Source organism: Bradyrhizobium genosp. A (genome assembly GCF_049949275.1).
GTDB lineage: Bacteria > Pseudomonadota > Alphaproteobacteria > Rhizobiales > Xanthobacteraceae > Bradyrhizobium.
This window is the reverse complement of the sequence record NZ_CP188196.1, coordinates 5,841,251-5,862,093: the sequence shown is the minus strand read 5'-3', so window position 1 is coordinate 5,862,093 and position 20,843 is coordinate 5,841,251. Positions and strand designations below refer to the sequence as shown.

20 protein-coding genes are annotated in these 20,843 nt (G+C 63.5%); 14 read left to right on the top strand and 6 right to left on the bottom strand.

From position 1 onward, the window contains the following. Window positions 1-3: 3 nt before the first annotated feature. Genes ACP2YP_RS27465 through ACP2YP_RS27450 form a run of 4 tightly spaced genes read left to right on the top strand, consistent with a single transcriptional unit; the run spans window position 4 to window position 3,633 of the window. A complete protein-coding gene (locus ACP2YP_RS27465; RefSeq protein WP_426419383.1) occupies window positions 4-1,032 on the top strand; it encodes a branched-chain amino acid ABC transporter permease in 1,029 nt (342 codons plus the stop codon). Further along, window positions 1,029-1,784 carry an ABC transporter ATP-binding protein gene (locus ACP2YP_RS27460; RefSeq protein ID WP_426419382.1) on the top strand — a complete coding sequence of 252 codons (756 nt, stop codon included), beginning with the start codon at window positions 1,029-1,031 and terminating at the stop codon, window positions 1,782-1,784. Before ACP2YP_RS27465 ends, ACP2YP_RS27460 begins: the two co-directional genes overlap by 4 nt. Further along, complete coding sequence (locus ACP2YP_RS27455; protein ID WP_148775284.1) at window positions 1,777-2,493, top strand: ABC transporter ATP-binding protein; 717 nt, start codon at window positions 1,777-1,779, stop codon at window positions 2,491-2,493. Before ACP2YP_RS27460 ends, ACP2YP_RS27455 begins: the two co-directional genes overlap by 8 nt. A gap of 21 nt (window positions 2,494-2,514) precedes the next feature. Further along, entirely contained in the window at window positions 2,515-3,633 is a 1,119-nt protein-coding gene (locus tag ACP2YP_RS27450) for a cobalamin-independent methionine synthase II family protein (protein WP_426419381.1), read from the top strand. A gap of 61 nt (window positions 3,634-3,694) precedes the next feature. Here ACP2YP_RS27450 and ACP2YP_RS27445 read toward each other — a convergent pair whose 3' ends face one another. From ACP2YP_RS27445 to ACP2YP_RS27430, 4 genes are all read right to left on the bottom strand, one after another. After that, the gene (locus tag ACP2YP_RS27445; RefSeq protein WP_426419380.1) at window positions 3,695-4,420 is read right to left on the bottom strand and encodes a site-2 protease family protein; all 726 of its coding nucleotides are present in this window, start codon (window positions 4,418-4,420) and stop codon (window positions 3,695-3,697) included. After that, entirely contained in the window at window positions 4,417-5,346 is a 930-nt protein-coding gene (locus ACP2YP_RS27440) for a DUF2167 domain-containing protein (RefSeq protein ID WP_426419379.1), read from the bottom strand. Before ACP2YP_RS27440 ends, ACP2YP_RS27445 begins: the two co-directional genes overlap by 4 nt. Window positions 5,347-5,496: 150 nt before the next feature. After that, entirely contained in the window at window positions 5,497-7,215 is a 1,719-nt protein-coding gene (locus ACP2YP_RS27435) for a caspase family protein (protein ID WP_426419378.1), read from the bottom strand. Between the two features lie 98 nt (window positions 7,216-7,313). Next, on the bottom strand, window positions 7,314-8,402 hold the full coding sequence (locus tag ACP2YP_RS27430; protein ID WP_426419377.1) for a TIGR02281 family clan AA aspartic protease: 1,089 nt from the start codon (window positions 8,400-8,402) through the stop codon (window positions 7,314-7,316). A gap of 180 nt (window positions 8,403-8,582) precedes the next feature. Here ACP2YP_RS27430 and ACP2YP_RS27425 point away from each other — a divergent pair, with 180 nt between their 5' ends. The 7 genes from ACP2YP_RS27425 to ACP2YP_RS27395 all read left to right on the top strand — a co-directional run bounded on the left by ACP2YP_RS27425 (window position 8,583) and on the right by ACP2YP_RS27395 (window position 16,222). After that, on the top strand, window positions 8,583-9,935 hold the full coding sequence (locus ACP2YP_RS27425) for a hypothetical protein (RefSeq protein ID WP_426419376.1): 1,353 nt from the start codon (window positions 8,583-8,585) through the stop codon (window positions 9,933-9,935). A gap of 60 nt (window positions 9,936-9,995) precedes the next feature. Then, window positions 9,996-11,192 (top strand): methionine adenosyltransferase, encoded by a 1,197-nt coding sequence (metK, locus tag ACP2YP_RS27420; RefSeq protein ID WP_426419375.1) that lies wholly within the window; start codon window positions 9,996-9,998, stop codon window positions 11,190-11,192. 125 nt (window positions 11,193-11,317) lie between these two features. Then, entirely contained in the window at window positions 11,318-12,739 is a 1,422-nt protein-coding gene (gene ahcY, locus ACP2YP_RS27415; protein WP_426419374.1) for an adenosylhomocysteinase, read from the top strand. A gap of 150 nt (window positions 12,740-12,889) precedes the next feature. After that, window positions 12,890-13,309, top strand: coding sequence for a nuclear transport factor 2 family protein (locus tag ACP2YP_RS27410; RefSeq protein ID WP_426419373.1), 420 nt, complete (start codon window positions 12,890-12,892; stop codon window positions 13,307-13,309). 50 nt (window positions 13,310-13,359) lie between these two features. Beyond that, complete coding sequence (locus ACP2YP_RS27405; RefSeq protein WP_426419372.1) at window positions 13,360-14,826, top strand: flavin-containing monooxygenase; 1,467 nt, start codon at window positions 13,360-13,362, stop codon at window positions 14,824-14,826. A 135-nt stretch (window positions 14,827-14,961) separates the two neighbouring features. After that, a complete protein-coding gene (locus ACP2YP_RS27400) occupies window positions 14,962-15,624 on the top strand; it encodes an AAA family ATPase (RefSeq protein ID WP_426419371.1) in 663 nt (220 codons plus the stop codon). Further along, window positions 15,593-16,222, top strand: coding sequence for a phasin family protein (locus tag ACP2YP_RS27395; protein WP_426419370.1), 630 nt, complete (start codon window positions 15,593-15,595; stop codon window positions 16,220-16,222). The genes ACP2YP_RS27400 and ACP2YP_RS27395 overlap by 32 nt, the downstream gene beginning before the upstream one ends. Window positions 16,223-16,340: 118 nt before the next feature. Here ACP2YP_RS27395 and ACP2YP_RS27390 read toward each other — a convergent pair whose 3' ends face one another. Both ACP2YP_RS27390 and ACP2YP_RS27385 read right to left on the bottom strand, forming a co-directional pair. Continuing rightward, window positions 16,341-17,567 carry a YbfB/YjiJ family MFS transporter gene (locus tag ACP2YP_RS27390; protein WP_426419369.1) on the bottom strand — a complete coding sequence of 409 codons (1,227 nt, stop codon included), beginning with the start codon at window positions 17,565-17,567 and terminating at the stop codon, window positions 16,341-16,343. A gap of 36 nt (window positions 17,568-17,603) precedes the next feature. After that, window positions 17,604-18,314, bottom strand: coding sequence for an SDR family NAD(P)-dependent oxidoreductase (locus ACP2YP_RS27385; protein ID WP_426419368.1), 711 nt, complete (start codon window positions 18,312-18,314; stop codon window positions 17,604-17,606). Between the two features lie 205 nt (window positions 18,315-18,519). Between ACP2YP_RS27385 and ACP2YP_RS27380 the strand changes: the two genes are divergently transcribed. The 3 genes from ACP2YP_RS27380 to ACP2YP_RS27370 all read left to right on the top strand — a co-directional run bounded on the left by ACP2YP_RS27380 (window position 18,520) and on the right by ACP2YP_RS27370 (window position 20,825). Beyond that, window positions 18,520-19,443, top strand: coding sequence for a LysR family transcriptional regulator (locus tag ACP2YP_RS27380; RefSeq protein WP_426419367.1), 924 nt, complete (start codon window positions 18,520-18,522; stop codon window positions 19,441-19,443). 153 nt (window positions 19,444-19,596) lie between these two features. Further along, window positions 19,597-19,752: a hypothetical protein gene (locus tag ACP2YP_RS27375; RefSeq protein WP_014493894.1), complete on the top strand. Its 156-nt coding sequence runs from the start codon at window positions 19,597-19,599 to the stop codon at window positions 19,750-19,752. 143 nt (window positions 19,753-19,895) lie between these two features. Next, window positions 19,896-20,825, top strand: coding sequence for an aspartyl/asparaginyl beta-hydroxylase domain-containing protein (locus ACP2YP_RS27370; RefSeq protein WP_426419366.1), 930 nt, complete (start codon window positions 19,896-19,898; stop codon window positions 20,823-20,825). Window positions 20,826-20,843 lie beyond the last annotated feature (18 nt).

Sequence of the window (20,843 nt, the reverse complement as noted above, 5' to 3'; positions counted from 1 at the left end):
CCGATGAACGCTTCTTCCGACGTCGGTTACCACGCCCAGCGGCAGGCGCGCTGGCATTATGGCGAGGCCGCCTTCTGGCTCGTCGTGCTCGCTTGCGGCTTCCTGTTTCCCACGCGCTATCTGATCATGACCGACATCCTGCGGCTGGCGCTGTTTGCGATGTCGCTCGATCTCATCCTCGGCTATGCCGGCATCGTATCGCTCGGTCACGCCGCCTTCTTCGGCGTCGGCGCCTATGCCGCCGGGCTGCTGGCGCTGCATGGCATCATCAACGAGCCGGTGCTGGCGCTGATCGCCGCGGGCTTGGCTGCGATGGTGCTCGGCTTCGCCACCAGCTTCCTGGTGATCCGCGGTGTCGACCTGACCCGGCTGATGGTGACGCTCGGAATCGCGCTGCTGCTGGAGGCACTCGCCGAGCGCTTCTCCAACATCACCGGGGGCACCGACGGCCTGCAGGGTATCGAGATGCAGCCGATCTTCGGTGAGATCCCGTTCGACATGTTCGGCAAGGCCGGCTTCTTCTATTCGCTGGCCGTTCTGTTCGTGCTGTTCCTTCTCGCCCGGCGCATCGTGCATTCGCCGTTCGGTCTGTCGCTGCGTGCGATCAAGAACAATCCGCTCCGCGCCGCTGCCATTGGCATCCCCGTCAACCGCCGCCTGATCGCGATCTATACGCTCGCGGCGTTCTATGCCGGCGTCGCAGGTGCGCTATTCACCCAGACCACCGCGATCGCCTCGCTCGACGTGTTCGCCTTCGACCGCTCCGCCGATCTGATGCTGGTGCTCGTCATCGGCGGCACCGGCTATCTCTATGGCGGACTGATCGGCGCGGTGATCTTCCGCATATTGCAGGAGGTGTTCTCCACGATCACCCCGCAATATTGGCAGTTCTGGATCGGCCTCGTGCTGGTTGTGATCGTGCTGGTCGGCCGCCAGCGCCTGCATCGCTGGGTGCTCTATGTGCCCAACCTGGTCATCAAGCAGGTGATGGGGCGCAAGGCCGTCGTCGCCGTGCCGGAGAGCGACGCATGACCATCGCGCTTGAAACCCAGAATCTCGAAAAGACGTTTGGTGGCCTGCGCGTCACCCGCGACCTGTCGCTGAGGATTGAGCAGGGCGCCCGCCATGCGCTGATCGGTCCGAACGGCGCGGGCAAGACCACTGTCATCAACCAGCTCACCGGCGTACTCAAGCCGAACTCGGGCCGCATCCTGCTCGAAGGCCAGGACATCACCGATCTGCCCGTGCACAAGCGCGTTCTGCGCGGCCTGTCGCGCACCTTCCAGATCAACCAGCTCTATCCTGATCTCACCCCGCTCGAAACCATTGGCCTGGCCGTCTCCGAGCGCCTCGGCCATGGCGGCGACTGGTGGCGGCGAATGGGCACCCGCAACGACGTCAACGACGAGATCGCCGATCTCCTGACCCGTTTCCATCTGCTCGATGTCATGAACGAACAGACCGTGACGCTGCCTTACGGCAAGCAGCGCCTGCTCGAGATCGCGGTCGCGATCGCCGCCAAGCCGCGGGTGCTGCTGCTCGACGAGCCCGCCGCCGGCGTGCCGGAGAGCGGGCGCCACGACATTCTCGCGGTCGTAGGTAGCCTGCCGCGCGACGTCACCGTGCTGCTGATCGAGCACGATATGGATCTCGTGTTCTCCTTTGCCGACCGCATCTCGGTGCTGGTCTCCGGCGCGCTGCTGACCGAAGGCCCGCCCGACCAGGTCGCGCGCGATCCGCAGGTGAAAGCGGTCTATCTCGGCGAGGAGGCGGTCAATGTCTGACCTGCTCGCAATCGATTCACTTCGCGCCGGCTATGGCGAGGCCGTGGTGCTGCCCAACATGTCCCTGCGCCTTGCCGAGGGTCAGGTGCTGGCGCTGCTCGGGCGCAACGGCACCGGCAAGACCACGCTGATCAATTCCATCGTCGGCGTCACCCGCCGTTTCTCCGGCAACGTCACCCTCGGCGGCACCGACGTCACGACCATGCGGCCGGACCAGCGGGCGCGCGCCGGCATTGGCTGGGTGCCGCAGGAGCGCAACATCTTCCGATCGCTGACAGTGGAGGAGAACATGACCGCGGTGGCGCAGCCCGGTCCCTGGACCGTCGAGAAGGTCTACGAGATGTTCCCGCGGCTGAAAGAGCGGCGGAGCAATTTTGGCAACCAGCTCTCCGGCGGCGAGCAGCAGATGCTGGCAATCGGCCGCGCGCTGACCCTCAACCCCAAAGTCCTGCTGCTGGACGAGCCAACCGAGGGCCTGGCCCCCATCATCGTCGAGGAGCTTCTGAAGGCGATCGGCACCATCACCCGGGCCGGCGGCATCTGCTCGATCATCGTCGAGCAGAACGCGCAAAAGATTCTGGGGCTTGCCGACCGCGTTGTGATATTGGAGCGCGGAACGATCGTCCACGACGCCCCGAGCGCCGCGCTGAAGGCCGACCCGTCGGTCCTGGAGCGCCACCTCGGCGTCGCAGGGGCGGCGGCCCACTAAAAAATCCTCGGGAGTCAATAAATGCAGCGAACCAAAGCCCCCTTCCGTGCTGACGAAGTCGGCAGCCTCCTGCGCCCCGCCAAGATCAAGGAAGCCCGCGCCAACCTCGAGAAGGGCGAAATCTCGGCCGAGGATCTGCGCAAGATCGAGGACATGGAGATCGAGAAGGTCGTGCACAAGCAGGCCTCGGTCGGCCTGAAGCTCGCGACCGATGGCGAATTCCGCCGCTCCTGGTGGCATTTCGACTTCCTGGCCAAGCTCACCGGCTGCGAGCTGTTCCATCCCGACGCCGGCATCCAGTTCGCGGGCGTTGAGACCCGGCACGATGCGGTGCGGGTGATCGACAAGCTCGACTTCCCCGATGACCACCCGATGCTGGACCACTTCCGCTTCCTGAAGAAATACGCCGACCAGGCCCACGTCACCGCCAAGATGACGATCCCGTCGCCGGCCGTGCTGCATTTCCGTGGCGGGCGAAAGGCGATCTCCAAGGATGTCTATCCGGATCTCGACGCCTTCTATGAGGATCTCGGCAAGACCTACCGCAAGGCCGTGAAGGCGTTCTACGACGCCGGCTGCCGCTATCTGCAGTTCGACGACACAGTGTGGGCCTATCTCTGCTCGCCGGACGAATTGCAGAAGGCGCGCGAGCGCGGCGACAATCCGGAAGGCCTCCAGCAGATCTACGCGCGTATCATCAACTACGCGCTTGCCGAGAAGCCCGCTGACATGGTGGTGACCACGCATGTCTGCCGCGGCAATTTCCGTTCGACCTGGATTTCTTCGGGCGGCTACGAGCCGGTGGCCGAGACCATGCTCGCCGGCACCAATTACGACGGCTACTTCCTCGAATATGACTCCGACCGCGCCGGCGGCTTCGAGCCGCTGCGTTTCCTGCCCAAGGGCAACAAGGTCGTCGTGGTCGGCGTCATCACCTCGAAGTTCGGCGAGCTCGAGAAGAAGGACGACATCAAGCGCCGTCTCGAAGAAGCCTCCAAGTTCGCTCCCTTGGAGCAGCTTGCGCTGTCGCCGCAATGCGGCTTTGCCTCGACGGAGGAGGGCAACATCCTCTCCGAGGAGGAGCAGTGGGCCAAGCTCAGCCTTGCAGTCGAGATCGCCAAGGAAGTGTGGGGCCAGTAAGCCCCACGCGGTCTGCCGCATGATTGGCGAGTAACTGGCGCCACATTCTCAGTGACGTCATCTACCCCGTCCGCATCATCGGTCCCAGCATCTCGTGGACATCGTAAGTCATGACCGCGAGTAGTGCTGCGAGCGCGAGATAAGCGCCGCCATATTCGAGCTTGGTCTGCAGCGGCACGCCGTAATAGGCGACGTTTTCCGGCGCGTGCGGATCGTAGCGCCACGCGCTGATAAGTTGCGGCGCTGCCAGGATGGCCACGATGAGCAGCATCGGGCTTGGCCGGTACAGCATCAGCGCAACCAGGATCGGCACGCCGACGAACCAGATCCGCGGGCTGAGTACGGCCGTCACCCGGCCGCCGTCGAGCGGCGAGATCGGCAGCAGGTTGAACAGATTGAGGAACAGCCCGGTGTAGGAGATCGCAAGCAAGAGCCCGCTGTCTTCCGATCTCGCCCAGAGATACACCGCGAGCGCGGCGACCGTCCCGACCACCGGGCCTGCGATTGCGATATAGGCTTCCGTCTCCACGTCGACCGGCTTGTCTTTCAGCGCGATCCACGCACCGACGAACGGAATGAAGGCCGGCGCACCCACGTCGAGGCCGCGCTGACGCGCCGCGATGTAGTGGCCCATTTCATGCGCGAACAGCAGCGCGATAAACCCCGCCGCATAGCGCCAGCCCCATATCGACGCGTAGACCGCGAGCGACAGCAGCATGCTGCCGCCGCTGGTGGCGAGCTTTCCCCATTTCAGACCGGAGAACAGCAGCAGAAAAAGAGTCTTCATGCGGAGCCGCCGGCGGAATCGTCGCGCGGCTTGCGGCGGAAGAATTTCACCACACCTGTGCCGAACACGGCTGCGCCGATGAAGATGGCCTTGGCGAATTTGAGCACGAAGGCGAGCAGCACGGCAAGCAGGCCGAGCTTCTTGGCGGCGACGCCGCCGACCAGCGCAAGCAGCCCGTATTCGGCGATGCGGTCGGTCGAGGCGCTGAAGTCCTCGTAGCGCTTGCCGGATTGATAGGTGAGGTTGGCAAGCAACTCATGGGCAGCGGACTTGTCGGTCGCTATCCTGGTCGAGTCCGACAGCAGATTCAGGCTGAAATACCCTTCGCGCCCCAAAGCGTAGGTGTTGTAGTTGACGTCCTTGCGGGCATCGTCCGGCGTGCCCTTGTCCTTGCCGAGCACCGACCATACCAGGCGATGGGATGTGGCATCGTAGTTCGGCGGCTCGATCCAGCCGATCACTTCCATCTCGGGGAATCCGCGGGCAGCGCGATCCTTGTTGGACTCGTCGACACCCTCTTTGAGATTTTTCAGGAGGTCGTCGGCGTTCCAGTCCTTGGCGGCATCATCCTTGATGTAGCCCTCCTTGATGTAGGTGATCACGACCAGCCATCGGTCGTTCTGCCTTGTGCCGAGCACAAGACCGACGAAATTCGTGTCGTGAACCGTATTACCGAGGGCGCGCATCACCCGCATGCCTTCGGCCTTCGGCACGAAGAAGTCGCCGGCCGGCAGTTTCAGCGTGGCCTGGTCGATCAGCGCAATATCTGCGGGACCGGCGGTGCCGGCATTGCCAGCGGTCTGCCAAGCGGCGGCCAGTTCTGCTTTGCGCGCTGCCTCGCCGGACGGAGCGCCTTGAGAGAAGCCGGGCAGTGACCCGAAGATGACAAAGAGAATAACGCCCACGGCGGCAATGAATTTTCGCACCAGATTTCCCCAGCAATCAGCCCACCGATGATCGGTGTCACCTATACTGTAGGATAATGATATGCGGTAGAATAGAGCAGCCGCAGGTTGCATTCGACTATCTCGTCGGCTGTTGCAATTTTGGCTCGTCTCCGCGTTCTGCTTGGATGCTCATTTCTCAGTCAGATAGACCTCGCCCAGCAGCGACGAGTTCGACCACGGTACCTGCTTGTTCTTCGTGCCCGAGACCACCTCGGCCCGCACCCGCGTCAGCATCTGCTGCACCTCCAGCCCCGGCGTGCCGATGTGGCGGGACAGTGCCGCGGAGAAGGGCGAATTGGCGCCTTCACCGTCGAGCGCGACCTGGCCCGGTGCGGTCGCGAACGCGATCAGTGTGCCGGCGCCCAACGTCGCGCCTGACCCGAGGCTCGACGGAGCCGCGAGGCCTGGTGCCCCCTCGATGCCACGGCTGCTGCTGGCGGCTGCGATCTGCTGCGCCATCGGATTGTTGCGGCAGGCATCGAAAATCAGGATGTTGGTACGAACCTGGTCGTCGAGGCCGGCCATGATCGTGTCCATGTCGATCATCGCCGCGGTCATGCCAGTGCCCGGCTTGAGCTCGACATCGACGGGAATGAGGTAGTTGCGATCGTCGACCTGAACGCCGTGACCGGCATAGTAGACGACTGCGACCTGCGCCCGCGCCGCCTCACGCAAAAATTCGCGCGTCATCCTTTGCATCGCGGCGCGGTCGAGATCGACGCCCTCCGACACAATGAAGCCGATGTCGCGCAGGCTCTTGGCGACGGCGCGCGCGTCGTTCGGTGGATTGGGCAGTGCCTTCACATGCGCATAGGCGCCGTTGCCGATGACCAGCGCCATGCGAGTGCCGGGAGCGGTCGGTGCGGGCGAGGGCACCGGTGTTGCGCCGGTTTGCAGTGGGGCAGGGACTTCCGCTGGCTGCGTCGCCGGCAAGGGCGCATCGCGCGGGATCGGCGCGGCTGCATCGGTTACCAGCGACAGCCGCACTTTTGCGGTGGCCTGATTGGCCTTGCTGCCGGCGTCCGAGGCCACGATCGCGAGCGTGGCGTTGTAGTCGTCTTTCGCACGCGCGTAGTCGCCCTTGGCCTCATAGGCCAGCGCGCGATGGGTGTAGGCGGAGATCAGCACGCTGTTCGGCGGCGTCATGATGTTGACCGGCGGCTTCTCCTTGGCGAGCCGGATCGCCTCAGAGCCGTCGGCAATGGCGCGATCGAGATCGTTCTTCGCGCGCCAGATCGCGGTGCGGTTGATCAGCGGTTGCGGCAGCGTCGGATCGAGCCGGATCGCCTGGTTGATGTCGGAGAGCGCGCCATCGAGATCGCCGAGCGCTTCCTTCGCGATGCCGCGGTTCTGGAACGAGAATGCCGATCTCGGATCGGCCTTGATCGACATGTCGTAGTCGGCGATCGCCTTGGCGTAATCGCCCTTGCCGCGCCAGGCATTGCCGCGGTTATGGAAGATGATGCCATCAGGCGCCCCGTGCTTCAGCGCATCGTCGAAATCCGCAATCGCGATGTCGTAGTCGCCCTTGTCATAATAGGCCGAGCCCCTGAGATTGTAGACCGCCTGGCTCGGCTGCAGCCGGATCGCTTCGGTGGTGTCGGCAATGACCCTGGCGTAGTCGCCCTTCTTGTTCCAGCCCACCGCGCGCCAGAAATAGACGGTCGCGAGCTGCTCGCCCTTGAAAACCTTCAGCGCGATGATCTTGCTGCAGGTGTCGACCATCTGGTCCGCCGGCGTGGTCTCGGTGGTGCAGAGCGGCCCGAGCTGGCTGCGCGATTGGGCGCATGCGGGTGCGGACCACAGCGCTGCGGTGAGCAGGCAGAATGCCAAAAACAGGCGGCGCATGGGAGCCTCGGATACCGGCGACGCGACAGAAAGGGAACGTACCCCTTTGTCGCCCCCAACGGATCGCCGGTTCAGATCCCGTCGTTGCGGACGCGGTCTTACTTTTTCGGTTGGCGGGTGCGGATCTCGATGGAGCCCCCGGCCATCTGAACTTCGAATCGCGACAGGAAGCTCATGCCAAGCAGGCCATCGACGCCGGCGCCGTAGCTCTTGTCATCCGTGTTCTGGACCGCTACGGGCACGTTGGTTGCTTCCAGCTTGCCGAGCGCAACCTTGTCGGCCCTGGAGAGCTTCGCCCTGCTCTGGCCGTTGGCCGTCATGAGCGTGATCTCACTGGCGCCTGCGTCGGGGATTTTGGCGCGGCCGGCAAAAGTGGATTTCACGGACACGTAGGTCGCACCGGTATCGAGGATGAATAGTCCGGAAACGCCGTTGATCGTTGCCTTGACTGTAACGACGTCCTTCTGTCCGCGGAGAGGGAAGCTCTCCTTACGAAATCCCGTCGACGCGGCGCAGTGGCCCTGGCTTTCGTAGTCGGCGATGATCTTCCGCGTCTGGGTGGTATCGCGGATGGCCGGATCGAGCGCTACCCATAGGCTGATCGGCGCCGTGGCCTCGCAGAACTGCTTGAGCGCGGCATAGGCGCCTGCCATGCGCAGAAACACGCGGCTCGAAATCGATTTCTTGTCTGCGCCATAGAGCTCGATGGCATCCGAATAATCGGCCAGCGCACGGTGGTAGTCTTGCAGGCCTTCAAGCGCGACGCCTCGCAAGTAATGCGCGTCGTGATTGGTCGGTGCGCGCCGCATGAACTCGTCGGCGACCTCCACGGCCCGGGGATAGTCGGTGAGCTTGAGATAGATATCGATCGAGCGATGCAGTGCCGTGATCGGCGCGCCGCAATTCATGACGAACTTATAGAGCCCGTTCGCGCCCTCTCGCCGGTAGCCGAGCTTGTCCAGCATCAACGCGAGATCGCTGATGCTTTTCTGGTCGCACGGCTCGCGCTTCAGCTCTTCCAGGCGCAGCCAGACAAACGGATCGCGCGCGGCCGCCACGGGCAAGGCGCCGATCCTTTCGTAGACTGGTGCGAACAATTCGTCGGGGTTCTCGTCCAGGTAACCTGCGCATGCGCCGCCCGATACTGCCGCCAGAAAGCAAGCGGCGAGCCAAAACAACCTGAACATATCCTGCCCCGACCATCCCCGTTCGCCACGTATACCAACAAGTGTAGGCGCGGCCAAATGCACGATGGGGTGTACCGAGGAATCGATTGGGGAGTGGAGTAATTCCTAAGGGTATTCCCTGAGTGGGCAGAATTTGCTAGCAGGGAGGTCCCAACTCTCCTGCCCACCATCTTCCCATCCATGAAAAACGACGAAATCCTGAGCGAAATCACCGAGTTCTGCCGCAAGGCGGACATGGCGGAATCGACGTTTGGCCGGCGTGCCGTGAACGATGGGAAGCTCGTGCAGCGCCTGCGCGAGGGCAAGCGCATCACCATCGACACGCTGGAGCGGATCCAGGCCTACATGGCCGCGTCGACCGGAGGCCTGCCGCCGCCGCGGGGACTTCAGGTGCCCCCGGAAAAGCGCGATCCGCGCGGCAATTTCCGCTTCTTCGAAAACCGGCAGAAATATTTGCTGTTCGTCCACACCTGCAGCGAGAAGCGCGTCGTCGCCGACCGGGTGGCGCTGGAGCTTGCCACCATCCATCCGCGGCCCCCGGCGTTGCGGATCTTCGACGCCGGTGTCGGCGACGGCACGGTGCTGGCGCGGGTGCTGCGTGCCACGCACCAGCGTTATCCGCACATGCCGTTCTATGTGGCCGGCAAGGAGCTCAGCCTCGAGGATTTGCGCCTGACACTGGAGAAGGTGCCGGACCGCATTTTCGAGCATCCGGCGTCGGTGTTCGTCTTCACCAACATGTTCTACTCGGAGGCGCCCTGGCTCACGCCGGCGTCGCCCGCGGCAGCCGCGGCCACCGTCTGGCATGAGGTCCCGCTGCGGGGCGCCTCATCAGGCGAGTTCGAGCAGCAGATCGCCGAGCTTCGGCCGTTCCTGGAGCAGAACTGGCGCGCCGCGATCAGCCCGCGCACGGCCATGCCGCTGTATGAGCGGCCGGTGGTCCTGGTGCTCTACCGCGAGGACCACCGGTTCCTGCTGGATTCGACCATTCCGCGACCGGGCCAGACCGAAGCCAATTTCGATCTCGTCATCGCATCCCAGCCATACCGGGCCCTGTCCTCGGTCAATTTCCGGGCCAAGCGGATCATTGCACCGCTGGCTCGGGCGTTGCGCCCGGGCGGTCGCCTGATCGGTATTCACTCCCATGGTCACGATCCCGGCATGGAAATGATCCAGGCGATCTGGCCCGGAGAAAATCCTTTCTCGGTGAGCCGTCATGAGCTATTGCGCGCCGTTAAGTATGAGCTTGGGTCGTTGGGCCGCGACTTAAATTTTAATGCTTACGCGGACAACCGTTCGATCTTCAGGTATGATATGGAAGCGCTGCCCAACGAGGTGACGGGTAGCATCGGAACCTCGACGGCCTTTGCAGCGTGGAATGCGGCGGTGTATGTCGCTCAGATTGAGGACGACCGGTTGACAGATATGACTCAAAGCGGCCGCACTCTGGATGCCGCCAGGGATGTGCTGCGTAAGTACAACGGGCTCTGGTTTCTCGACGAATCCTACGTCATCTCGCGCCGGCGTGATTGACATAATCCAAGGGTAAACATCGCAAACGTCCGCCTGGAGTGGCGGAACAAGGGGTTACTGATGCGCGCGTCCTATCTTTTCACCAGCGAGTCCGTGTCCGAAGGCCATCCGGACAAGGTTTGTGACCGGATTTCCGACGAAATCGTCGACCTGTTCTACCGCGAAGGGCCGAAAGCCGGGATCGATCCGTGGGCTATCCGCGCCGCCTGCGAGACGCTGGCCACCACCAACAAGGTCGTGATCGCCGGTGAGACGCGCGGTCCGAAGTCCGTTACCAACGAGCAGATCGAGAGCGTTGTTCGCGACGCGATCAAGGACATCGGTTACGAGCAGGACGGCTTCCACTGGCAGAAGGCCGACATCGAGATCCTGCTGCATCCGCAGTCGGCCGACATTGCACAGGGCGTCGACGCGCTGCAGCCGGGCGAAGTCAAGGAAGAGGGCGCTGGCGACCAGGGCATCATGTTCGGTTACGCCACCAACGAAACGCCCGACCTGATGCCGGCGCCGATCTTCTACGCCCACAAGATCCTGCGCCTCATCTCCGAAGCCCGTCACTCCGGCCGCGAGAAGGTCCTGGGTCCCGACTCCAAGAGCCAGGTCACCGTGCAGTACGAGAACGGCAAGCCGGTCGGCGCGCGCGAGATCGTGGTGTCGCACCAGCATCTGGTCGAGGACATCTCGTCGAAGCAGATCCGCGACATCGTCGAGCCCTATGTGCGCGAGGCGCTGCCGAAGGACTGGATCACGCCGAAGACCATCTGGCACATCAACCCCACCGGCAAGTTCTACATCGGCGGTCCCGATGGTGACTCCGGCCTGACCGGCCGCAAGATCATCGTCGATACCTACGGCGGTGCGGCCCCGCATGGCGGCGGCGCATTCTCCGGCAAGGATCCGACCAAGGTCGATCGCTCCGCGGCCTACGCTGCGCGCTACGTCGCCAAGAATATCGTCGCCGCTGGTCTCGCCGACCGCTGCACGCTGCAGCTCGCCTACGCCATCGGCGTCGCGCGTCCGCTGTCGATCTACATCGACACCCACGGCACCGGGAAGGTGTCGGAGGACGAGCTCGAGAAGGCTGCCGCCAAGGCGATGGACCTCACCCCGCGCGGCATCCGCAGCCATCTCGATCTCAACCGCCCGATCTACGCGCGCACCTCGGCCTACGGCCATTTCGGCCGCACGCCCGACAACGAGGGTGGTTTCTCCTGGGAGAAGACCGATCTCGTCGAGGCGCTCAAGCGCGCGGTCTGATCACCGACGTTGTTCCGGGGCGCCGCGAGAGCGGCGAACCCGGGATCGCTAATCCATCAAATCGAGATTTCGGGTTCGCCTCGAGGGCGACCCGGAATGACCAATTCAACAACAGGACCTCCGCAATGAACGCGAAGCCCGGCTTTACCGATTACATCGTCAAGGACATCTCGCTCGCCGATTTCGGCCGCAAGGAACTCTCGCTGGCCGAGACCGAGATGCCCGGCCTGATGGCCACCCGCGAGGAGTTCGGCCCGAAGCAGCCGCTGAAGGGCGCACGTATCGCCGGCTCGCTGCACATGACGATCCAGACCGGCGTGCTGATCGAGACGCTGGCAGCGCTCGGCGCCGACATTCGCTGGGTCTCCTGCAACATCTATTCGACGCAGGACCACGCTGCGGCTGCGATCGCCGCCGCCGGCATTCCGGTGTTCGCGGTCAAGGGCGAGACGTTGACGGAATACTGGGACTACACCGCAAAGCTGTTCGACTGGCACGGTGGCGGTCACCCGAACATGATCCTCGATGACGGCGGCGACGCCACCATGTACGTCCATCTCGGTCTGCGCGCCGAGAACGGCGACGCCGCGTTCCTGGACAAGCCGGGTTCGGAAGAAGAGGAAGTCTTCTTCGCGCTCTTGAAGAAGCAGCTCAAGGACAAGCCGAAGGGCTACTTCGCCGAGATCGCCAAGAGCATCAAGGGCGTTTCCGAAGAGACCACCACGGGCGTGCATCGTCTCTATGACATGCAGAAGGCCGGTACGCTGCTGTGGCCTGCGATCAACGTCAACGACAGCGTCACCAAGTCGAAGTTCGACAACCTCTATGGCTGCCGTGAATCGCTGGTCGACGGCATCCGCCGCGGCACCGACGTGATGATGTCGGGCAAGGTGGCGATGGTCGCGGGCTTCGGCGACGTCGGCAAGGGTTCGGCCGCCTCGCTGCGCCAGGCCGGCTGCCGCGTCATGGTATCGGAAGTCGATCCGATCTGCGCGCTGCAGGCCGCGATGGAAGGCTACGAGGTCACGACGATGGAAGACGCCGCGCCCCGCGCCGACATCTTCGTCACCGCGACCGGCAACAAGGACATCATCACCATCGAGCACATGCGCGCGATGAAGGATCGCGCCATCGTCTGCAACATCGGTCACTTCGACAACGAGATCCAGATCGCGGGTCTGCGTAACCTGAAGTGGACCAACATCAAGCCGCAGGTCGACGAGATCGAATTCCCCGACAAGCACCGCATCATCATGCTGTCGGAGGGCCGCCTCGTGAACCTCGGCAACGCGATGGGCCATCCGTCCTTCGTGATGTCGGCGTCCTTCACCAACCAGACGCTGGCGCAGATCGAGCTGTTCGCCAACAACAAGGACGGCAAGTACAAGAAGGAAGTCTACGTGCTGCCGAAGACGCTCGACGAGAAGGTCGCGCGCCTGCATCTCGCCAAGATCGGCGTCAAGCTCACCGAGCTTCGCAAGGACCAGGCCGACTATATCGGCGTGAAGCAGGAAGGTCCGTACAAGTCGGACCACTACCGGTACTGAGCCGATTGCCTCAAAACATCAGAAGCCCCGGAGCGATCCGGGGCTTTTTTGTTGTCCTGCCGTCTGATACGCTCACAGGTAGAGCCACAAAAAGCCTGCCATTTTTGCCGCGGGTGGCCGCCTTCGTTCATTACATTTGGAGGGAACGCGATGTCCAGTGAAGCCAATGTTCGGTTGCTGACGGAAGCCTATCGGTTATGGAATGACAGCAAGGGCCAAAGCGTCGACCATTGGTTCGACAGCGTCATTGGTCCGCAGATCAGCTTTGGATCTATACCGCGTGGCGCCGAGCCGGTGGCGTTTGCCACTCAGTACGACGACCGCACCAAGCTTCGCGGCTATTTCGATGGTCTGCTGGCGGACTGGACCATGCAGTACTACACGGTTGACGAGTTTGTCGCGCAAGGCGATGCCGTTTTCGCGCGCGGCACATGTGCCTGGACCAACAAGCGAACTGGAAAGGTCGCGGAGACGCCGAAGGTCGATTTCTGGCGCTTCAAGGACGGCAAGGCGGTTGAATTCTACGAATATTTCGACACCGCTTGCGTTGTCGACGCCGCCACTGCCTGACGGTTGCAATTCGACCCGGCGCCGCCCATCCTGTGGCGAGGGAGAACGCCATGGCCGAAGCCAAAGAACATTTCGACGTGCTGATCGTCGGTGCCGGCCTGTCCGGCATCGGCGCGGGCTATCATCTTCAGAGCAAGTGTCCGACCAAAAGCTACCTCATTCTGGAGGGCCGCGACTGCATCGGCGGCACCTGGGACCTGTTTCGCTATCCCGGCGTCCGCTCCGACAGCGACATGTTCACGCTCGGCTATTCGTTCAAGCCGTGGACTGATCCGAAGGCGATCGCCGACGGGTCGCAGATCCTGAACTATGTGCGCGAGACCGCCACCGAGAACGGCATCGAGAAGCACATCCGCTTCCGCCATCGCGTCAAGCGCGCGGCGTGGTCGACGCCTGAGGCGCGCTGGACTGTCGAGGTCGAACGCACGGCAGGCGAGGGGGCGGCCGAGCTCGTTCGCTTCACCTGCAATTTCCTGTTCATGTGCTCGGGCTATTACAAATACGAGGCGGGCTATACGCCGGAGTTCAATGGCGTTGCGGATTTCGCCGGCCGCATCGTGCATCCGCAGAAATGGACCGAGGACATCGACTACGCGGGCAAGCGTGTCATCGTGATCGGCTCGGGCGCGACCGCGGTGACGCTGGTGCCGGAGCTCGCCAAGACGGCGGCGCAGGTCACCATGCTGCAGCGCTCGCCGACTTACGTGGTGTCGCGCCCGGCGCAGGATCCCGTTGCCAACAAATTGCGCCGCAATTTGCCGGCGCGGCTGGCCTATCACCTGATCCGCTGGCGCAATGTGATGTGGGGGATGTTCTTTTTCCAGCTCAGCCGGCGGCGGCCGGACAAGGTGAAGAACCTGATCCTCGGGGGTGTGCGCATGGCGCTCGGGCCGGACTACGACATCGCCACTCATTTCACGCCGCGTTACAACCCCTGGGATCAGCGGCTCTGCCTCGTGCCCGACGGCGATCTTTTCAAGGCGATCCGCGAAAAGCGCGCCGCCGTGGTCACCAACGAGATCGACGGCTTTACCCGCGATGGCATCCGCCTGAAGGATGGCAGCGAGCTTGCGGCCGACATCATCGTGACGGCGACGGGCCTCGTGCTTCAGGTCGTCGGCGGCCTCGAGATCAGCGTCGACGGCCGCGCCGTCGATTTTGCCAACACGCTGACCTACAAGGGCATGATGTATGCCGACGTGCCGAACATGGCGTCGGCCTTCGGCTACACCAACGCGTCCTGGACGCTGAAATGCGATCTCACCTGCGAATATGTCTGCCGGCTCATCAACTACATGGACCGGCACAATTTCCGCCAGTGCATGCCGCACAATGACGACCCCGAGATCAGCGCGCAGCCGTCGCTCGATTTCACCTCGGGCTACGTGCAGCGCTCGGTCGCCAAGATGCCGAAGCAGGGCTCGAAGCAGCCGTGGCGGCTGTACCAGAACTACGCCCTCGACGTCGTCTCCTTGCGCTTCGGCCGGATCGACGACGGCGTGATGCGATATTCCTGATCTCCGTGTCTTCCCGGGGAAATCTACCCGTTGCTTGAGACGAATCGCGACTTGCGGTAGTGTTTTGTTGCGGTATGCAACTTAATTCCGACGGCGACCGAATTCCGCTTCGCTGCCGTGAAGGGAGGGAAGGACATGTACGTCCTCGCTCTGGTTACGCAAAAGGGCGGTAGCGGCAAGAGCACGCTGGCTGCGGGACTCGCCGTGGCCGCGATGAAGCACGCAGAGCGCGTCGCTCTCGTCGAAGCGGACGCGCAAGGAACGATCTCGAAGTGGAAAGAGCGGCGAGAAAGTCGCTATCCCCTCGTCAATTGCATTGCCGATCCCGGTGAGATCGAGCCGGTGCTCGCGCGCCTTGAGGCGGATGGAACCTGGCTTGCGATCATCGATACCCCCGCCACGAACAACAGCCTGTCGATGCGGGCGATCGCGAGGGCCGATCTTTGTCTGATCCCCGCGCGTCCAAGCCCGGCTGATATCGAGGCCGCCATTCCGACGCTGATTGCCATTCGCAAGCTCGACCGCCGCTTTGCCTTCGTGCTCAATCAAACGCCGCCGCGGGGCGGCCGGCTGAGCGAGGCTGCAACGTCGCTGAACTCGCTCGGCCTGCTTGCACTTCCCTTTATCGCGCAGCGCAACGACCACCAGGATGCGCTTGGCGCAGGATTGGGCGTGAGCGAGTTCGCTCCGAACGGAAAAGCCTCGGACGAAATTGTTGCGCTCTGGGATTGGATCTCGAAGCATCTCATCGTGGAGTCGCCTGATCATGGGCAAGCCGCACTCAAGACAGCCTGCTGAAGTTGCGCGCGCCAGGCGTCGTTCACTGGTGGAGCTGACGGAGGCGGCGAGACGCACCATCGACGAGGGCCTGCTGGGGGTATCGCCCAGCCCGGTCGCGGTTGCCCGGGACGATGGACCGCAGGTCGAGCAGACAGCGAAGTCACCTGCTCAGACGGCCGTTCCAGCGGCAGTCAACGGGAGTGTCGCGATGCCGCCATCTGCGAAGTTGGCGTCGCGCTCCGCGCAATTGCAAGATTCCAACAGCACCACCACGGATATCGCCGTGGAAATTGCCAAGGACATGCAGGCTTGCGCCCTGGAGACAATGAAGGCAGGTGTGCACGCTGCATTGGATTACACGAGGGACCTTGCCAGTCCGGAAAGCGACCTCCTGAAGGGACCAGCCGCTGAGTGTCACGCGATCGTACTCGAACTGATGAAAGTGAATGCGGGCGCGACGTTGCAATATACGCGGGAGTTGAGCCGCGCCAGAACGCTCTCGGAATTGATTGAGCTATCGAGCAGTCATGCGCGAAAGCAGTGCGAGCTGGTCTTGCAGCAAGCCGAATTGCTGAAATCGTTTGCTCACAGCACCACAAAGCCAAGCGCCAGGTAGCGGTCGCAAAACGGCAAAGCAAGGCTCGAAACTGGATCAGCGGCGTGTTGGAAAAGCGCGCAAATCCCGGCCTGACGAGCGGAGCGCATAGTTGCGCGCTCGCGTGCCGTCATCGCGCTCAGGATCTGCGGGGGACGATCAGGGGGAGGCCAAGATCGATCGCGAGCGCGAGGGCCACCGCGGCGGCGCCGAGCCCGAACAGGATCAGATAGTCGCCGCCGGTCTGCGCGTAGATCCAGGAGAAGCCGTAAGCGGCGGCAGCCTGGAACAGCGCGAAGCTGGTGGTGGCGTGGCTCCATGTCGCGCGCTGCTGGTCGGCCGAGTGCGGGACGAGCTCATGGATACGCCCCAGCACCAGCGGCACGATGCCGGGCGTGAAGCCGCCGACCACCACGCTCGACACGATCAGCGAGAGGGGCGCGGTGCTGACGGTCGGGAGCAGCACGGCAGCCGTCTCGATCAGGAAGGCCGCGCGTAGCGCCGGACCGAAACCTGATCGGTCGCCGAGATGGCCGGTGACGAGCGGGCCGACGATCGCACCGAGGCCGTACAGCACCCAATAGCGTGATCCAGCGGCAATGCCCTGGCCGAGGCCGCGCGCCACGAAATCGACGATGAAGACCATGTGCGGTACCAGCGCCACCGCGTTCAGGCCGTATTGGACCAGCAGCGCGCGGACGGCCGGCGATGCGCGGCGGTGCCTGGCTTGAAGCGAGGACGCAGCATCATCCTTCGCTTCGGCGGGCCAGTTCCACCAGCTTGCCAGCGTGAGCACGGCGGAAAGCACGCCGAGGCCATACCAGCTCTGCTGCAGGCCCTGTTGCAGCAATAGCGGCACCAGCGTGCCCGATGCGGCGACGCCGAGGCCTACGCCGGCAAAGATCACGCCGCCGACGATGCCGCGCCGGGCCGGCGACGTGTGCGGCAGAATGACGGAGGCTGCCAGCACCATGATGATGCCGCCGGTGAGGCCAGCGAGGAAGCGCCAGGCGAAGAACCAGGTAATGGATACGGGCGCCGAGCTGGCAAAGAAGGAGAGGGTGGCCAGCAGCATCATCGCCCGCAGCGCGCGGACCGCGCCGATGCGGGTGGCGACAGCTCGCGCCGCCAGTGCGCCGGCGAGGTAGCCCGCGAGATTCGCCGCGCCGAGATAGACGACGTCGGAGGCGCTGAACCACTTCGCCGCGATCAAGGCGGGAATCAGCGGCGTGTAGGAGAACCGGGCGAGGCCAAGTCCGACCAGCGATGCGGATAGTCCCGCCACCGCATAGCGCCAGGTTGAGCCCGGCCGCTCATGCGGCCGGGCGTGGACCCGAGGCTTGGTGTCTGCATTCAATTCGGTCATGTCGACCTCCTGCGTATTTGCTTGCCCGGCCGGCTTTCAGTGGCCGGCGCTCTGGCCGCCGTCGACATGCAGGATCTCGCCGGTGACGAACGAGGCGCCCTCGAGATAGAGCACGGCATCGACGATGTCGGACATCTCGCCCATGTGACCGACCGGGTGCATCGCGCCAAGTTGGGCGTGCGTCGCGACCGGGTGCATCGGCGACTTGATGATGCCGGGCGCAACCGCGTTCACCCGAATGCCCCGCTTGGCGTACTCGATCGCGAGCGACCTGGTCGCGGCGTTCAGCCCGCCCTTGCTCAGCGAGGCCAGCACCGAAGGTACGTTGGAGTTGGCCTGATCGACCAGGGTGGTCGTGATCTGGACGACGTGGCCAGAACCCTGCTTCTCCATCTCGGCAATGGCGAGCTGCGTGATGTTGAAGAAGCCGGCGACGTTGGTGCCCATCACCGCTGCATAGTCGTCGGCGGTGTATTGAGTGAACGGCTTTGCCAGGAAGATGCCGGCATTGTTGACCAGCGTGTCGACCCGGCCGAAGCGGGCGACGGCCTGCGAGACGACGCGCTCTGCGGTCTTCCGGTCGGCGATGTCGCCGGGAATGGCGAGGACATCGTCGTCGCCCGACGGCTTGACGGACCGTGCGGTGGCGACGACGCGATAATTGCGGTCGCGAAAACCCTGGACAAGCGCGGCGCCGATGCCCTGCGATGCACCGGTGATGATGGCGACCTTCTGTTCGATACCCATGACGGGCTCCTGTTGTTGATCCGCGCCAGCACTGGCTGGCTTGCGCGTTCAAGTACGCCCCGGCTGCCCGGCTGCGAATACGCGCGGTCCGGCAGACATTCTTTCGCGGCGCGTATGAATGCCGAATCGGCGTCTGGCGGCAGTTGTCGCGGTTGGGGCAAGCGCTTAATTTGCCAGTGGAATTTGACAGGGGCCGCGGTAAGGCATGGATCGTCTGGATGCGATGAAGGTGTTCGTCCTTGCAGTGGACGAGGGCAGCCTGGCGGCCGCAGGCCGCAAGCTTGGCCGCTCGCCGGCGGCCGTCAGCCGCGCCATCGCCTTTCTGGAAGAGCGGGTCGGCGCCGAGCTGCTGCATCGGACGACGCGGTCGATCAAGCTGAGCGAGGAGGGCGCGCGCTACGTCGCGGTCTGCCGCCGCGTGCTCACCGAATTGGAGGAGGCCGACGACATTGCGGCCGGACCGCGCACGGCGCCGCGTGGCCTGCTCACGATCACAGCCCCCGTGGTGTCGGGCGAGATGGTGCTGCGGCCGATCCTCGATGCGTTTCTGGATGTCTATCCGACGGTGTCGGCAAAACTCCTGCTGTTCGACCGTGCGGTCAATCTCATCGAGGAGGGCGTCGATATCGCGCTCCGCATCGGTCCCCTCGCGGATTCGGCGATGGTGGCGATGCGGGTCGGCGAGATCAGCCGCGTCGTGGTGGCCGCGCCGCGCTATCTGAAGCAGCACCCACGCATCACCGAGCCCGGCGATCTCGCCAAGCACCAGATCGTGGCGATGGCCCATCTGCCAAATTCCTGGACCTTTGCGCCACAGGCAGGTTCATCGGTACCGCGAACAGTCCAGTTCACGCCGCGCTTCACCGTCAATAGCACCTCAGCGGCGGTGGCGTCCGCCGTTGCAGGGCGAGGCGTCGCGCGGATGTATTCGTATCAGGTAGCCGAGCAGGTCGCGCGCGGCGAGCTCGAAATCGTGCTGACGAGCGACGAAGATCCGGAGATGCCGGCGCATCTGATCGCTCCGCAAGGCCGGCTCTCGGTGCCCAAGGTTCGTGCCTTCACCGACTTCGCCGTGCCGCGGCTGAAAAAGCATTTTGCGCAGCTCAAGAAGAGCCTCAAGGCGCGCTAGACATTGCGGCCGCGTCGCGGCTGCCAATGCGTTGTTTTGCGTATACGGAGGCCGGGCTGAATCGGCGATGGTTCCAGAACGGTTAACGCCGATTTAACGGATGAGTCCTAGCCTGTCTCGGCCGGGGTTACTCGCAAGGCCGAGGTGAGCCCAATGGAAGCCCAGAAGATCGCGGTCGACGCCGTCGTCGCGCTGACCGATTGCGATCGCGATGCCGTCATCGCCTTCATCCGCCGGCTCTATCTCGCCGGCGTCACCGACCCCAAGCGCCTGACCTTTAAGGGTCTCCAGGCGCTGTCCCGGGCGTGATTCGGCTCGTTTCGGTCCATTTTACCCCAGGTTCCGTGCCCCAGCTCTCCCCAGCGTGACCGCAACCCCCGGTGAATATCTTGCCGGTGGGGTCGGGCCGCGTTAGATCACGTCCCCGGCTGGGTCACTCGGGATTTGGGGAAATGCTGAAGCAGCTTTTTGCGCCGCAACTCGTCATTTTGTATGTGCTTGCGGCATCGACGATTTACGTTCACTTCCGGGGCAAGCAGCGACTGCGCTTCGCACGCCAGCTTGGCGATCACTCGACCTATCTCGCACCTTACAACGTGCTGATGTATGCGGGCTCGGCGGTGCCGAACAAACCCGTCATTGCCGTCGAGCAGTTTCCCGAGCTGAAGCCGCTCGCCGATAACTGGGAGACCATCCGCGACGAGGCCGTCCGCCTGTTCGACGAAGGTTTTATCCGCGCGGCAGCGAAGAACAATGATTGGGGCTTCTACTCGTTCTTCAAGAGCGGCTGGAAACGGTTTTACCTGAAATGGTACGACGACTTCCTGCCCTCGGCGCGCACGCTGTGCCCGAAGACGGTGGAGCTGCTCAATTCGATTCCGAGCGTGCACGGCGCGATGTTCGCGATGCTGCCGCCGGGCGGCAAGCTCGGCGCGCATCGCGATCCCTTCGCCGGCTCGCTGCGCTATCACCTCGGTCTCGTCACGCCGAACTCGAACAAGTGCCGCATCCTGGTCGACGGCGTCGAATGCGTCTGGCGCGACGGCGAGGCCTTCATGTTCGACGAGACTTTTATCCACAGCGCTGAGAATGCGACCGACGTCAACCGCATCATCCTGTTCTGCGACGTCGAGCGTCCCATGAAGTTCGGCTTCATGACTGCGATCAACCGCTGGGTCAGCCATCACATCGTCAAGGCATCGGCGACCCAGAACGTCGACGGCGAGAGCGTCGGCGTGCTCAACAAGGTGTTCGGCAAGCTCTACGAGATCCATCTCGGCAGCCGCAAGGTCAAGGAGTGGAACCGTAACGTCTACTACACGCTGAAATACTCGCTGACGGCGCTGATCCTCGGCCTGATCGTGCTATCGGCGCTGCGGTGATGTCGGTTTTTTGCAGAC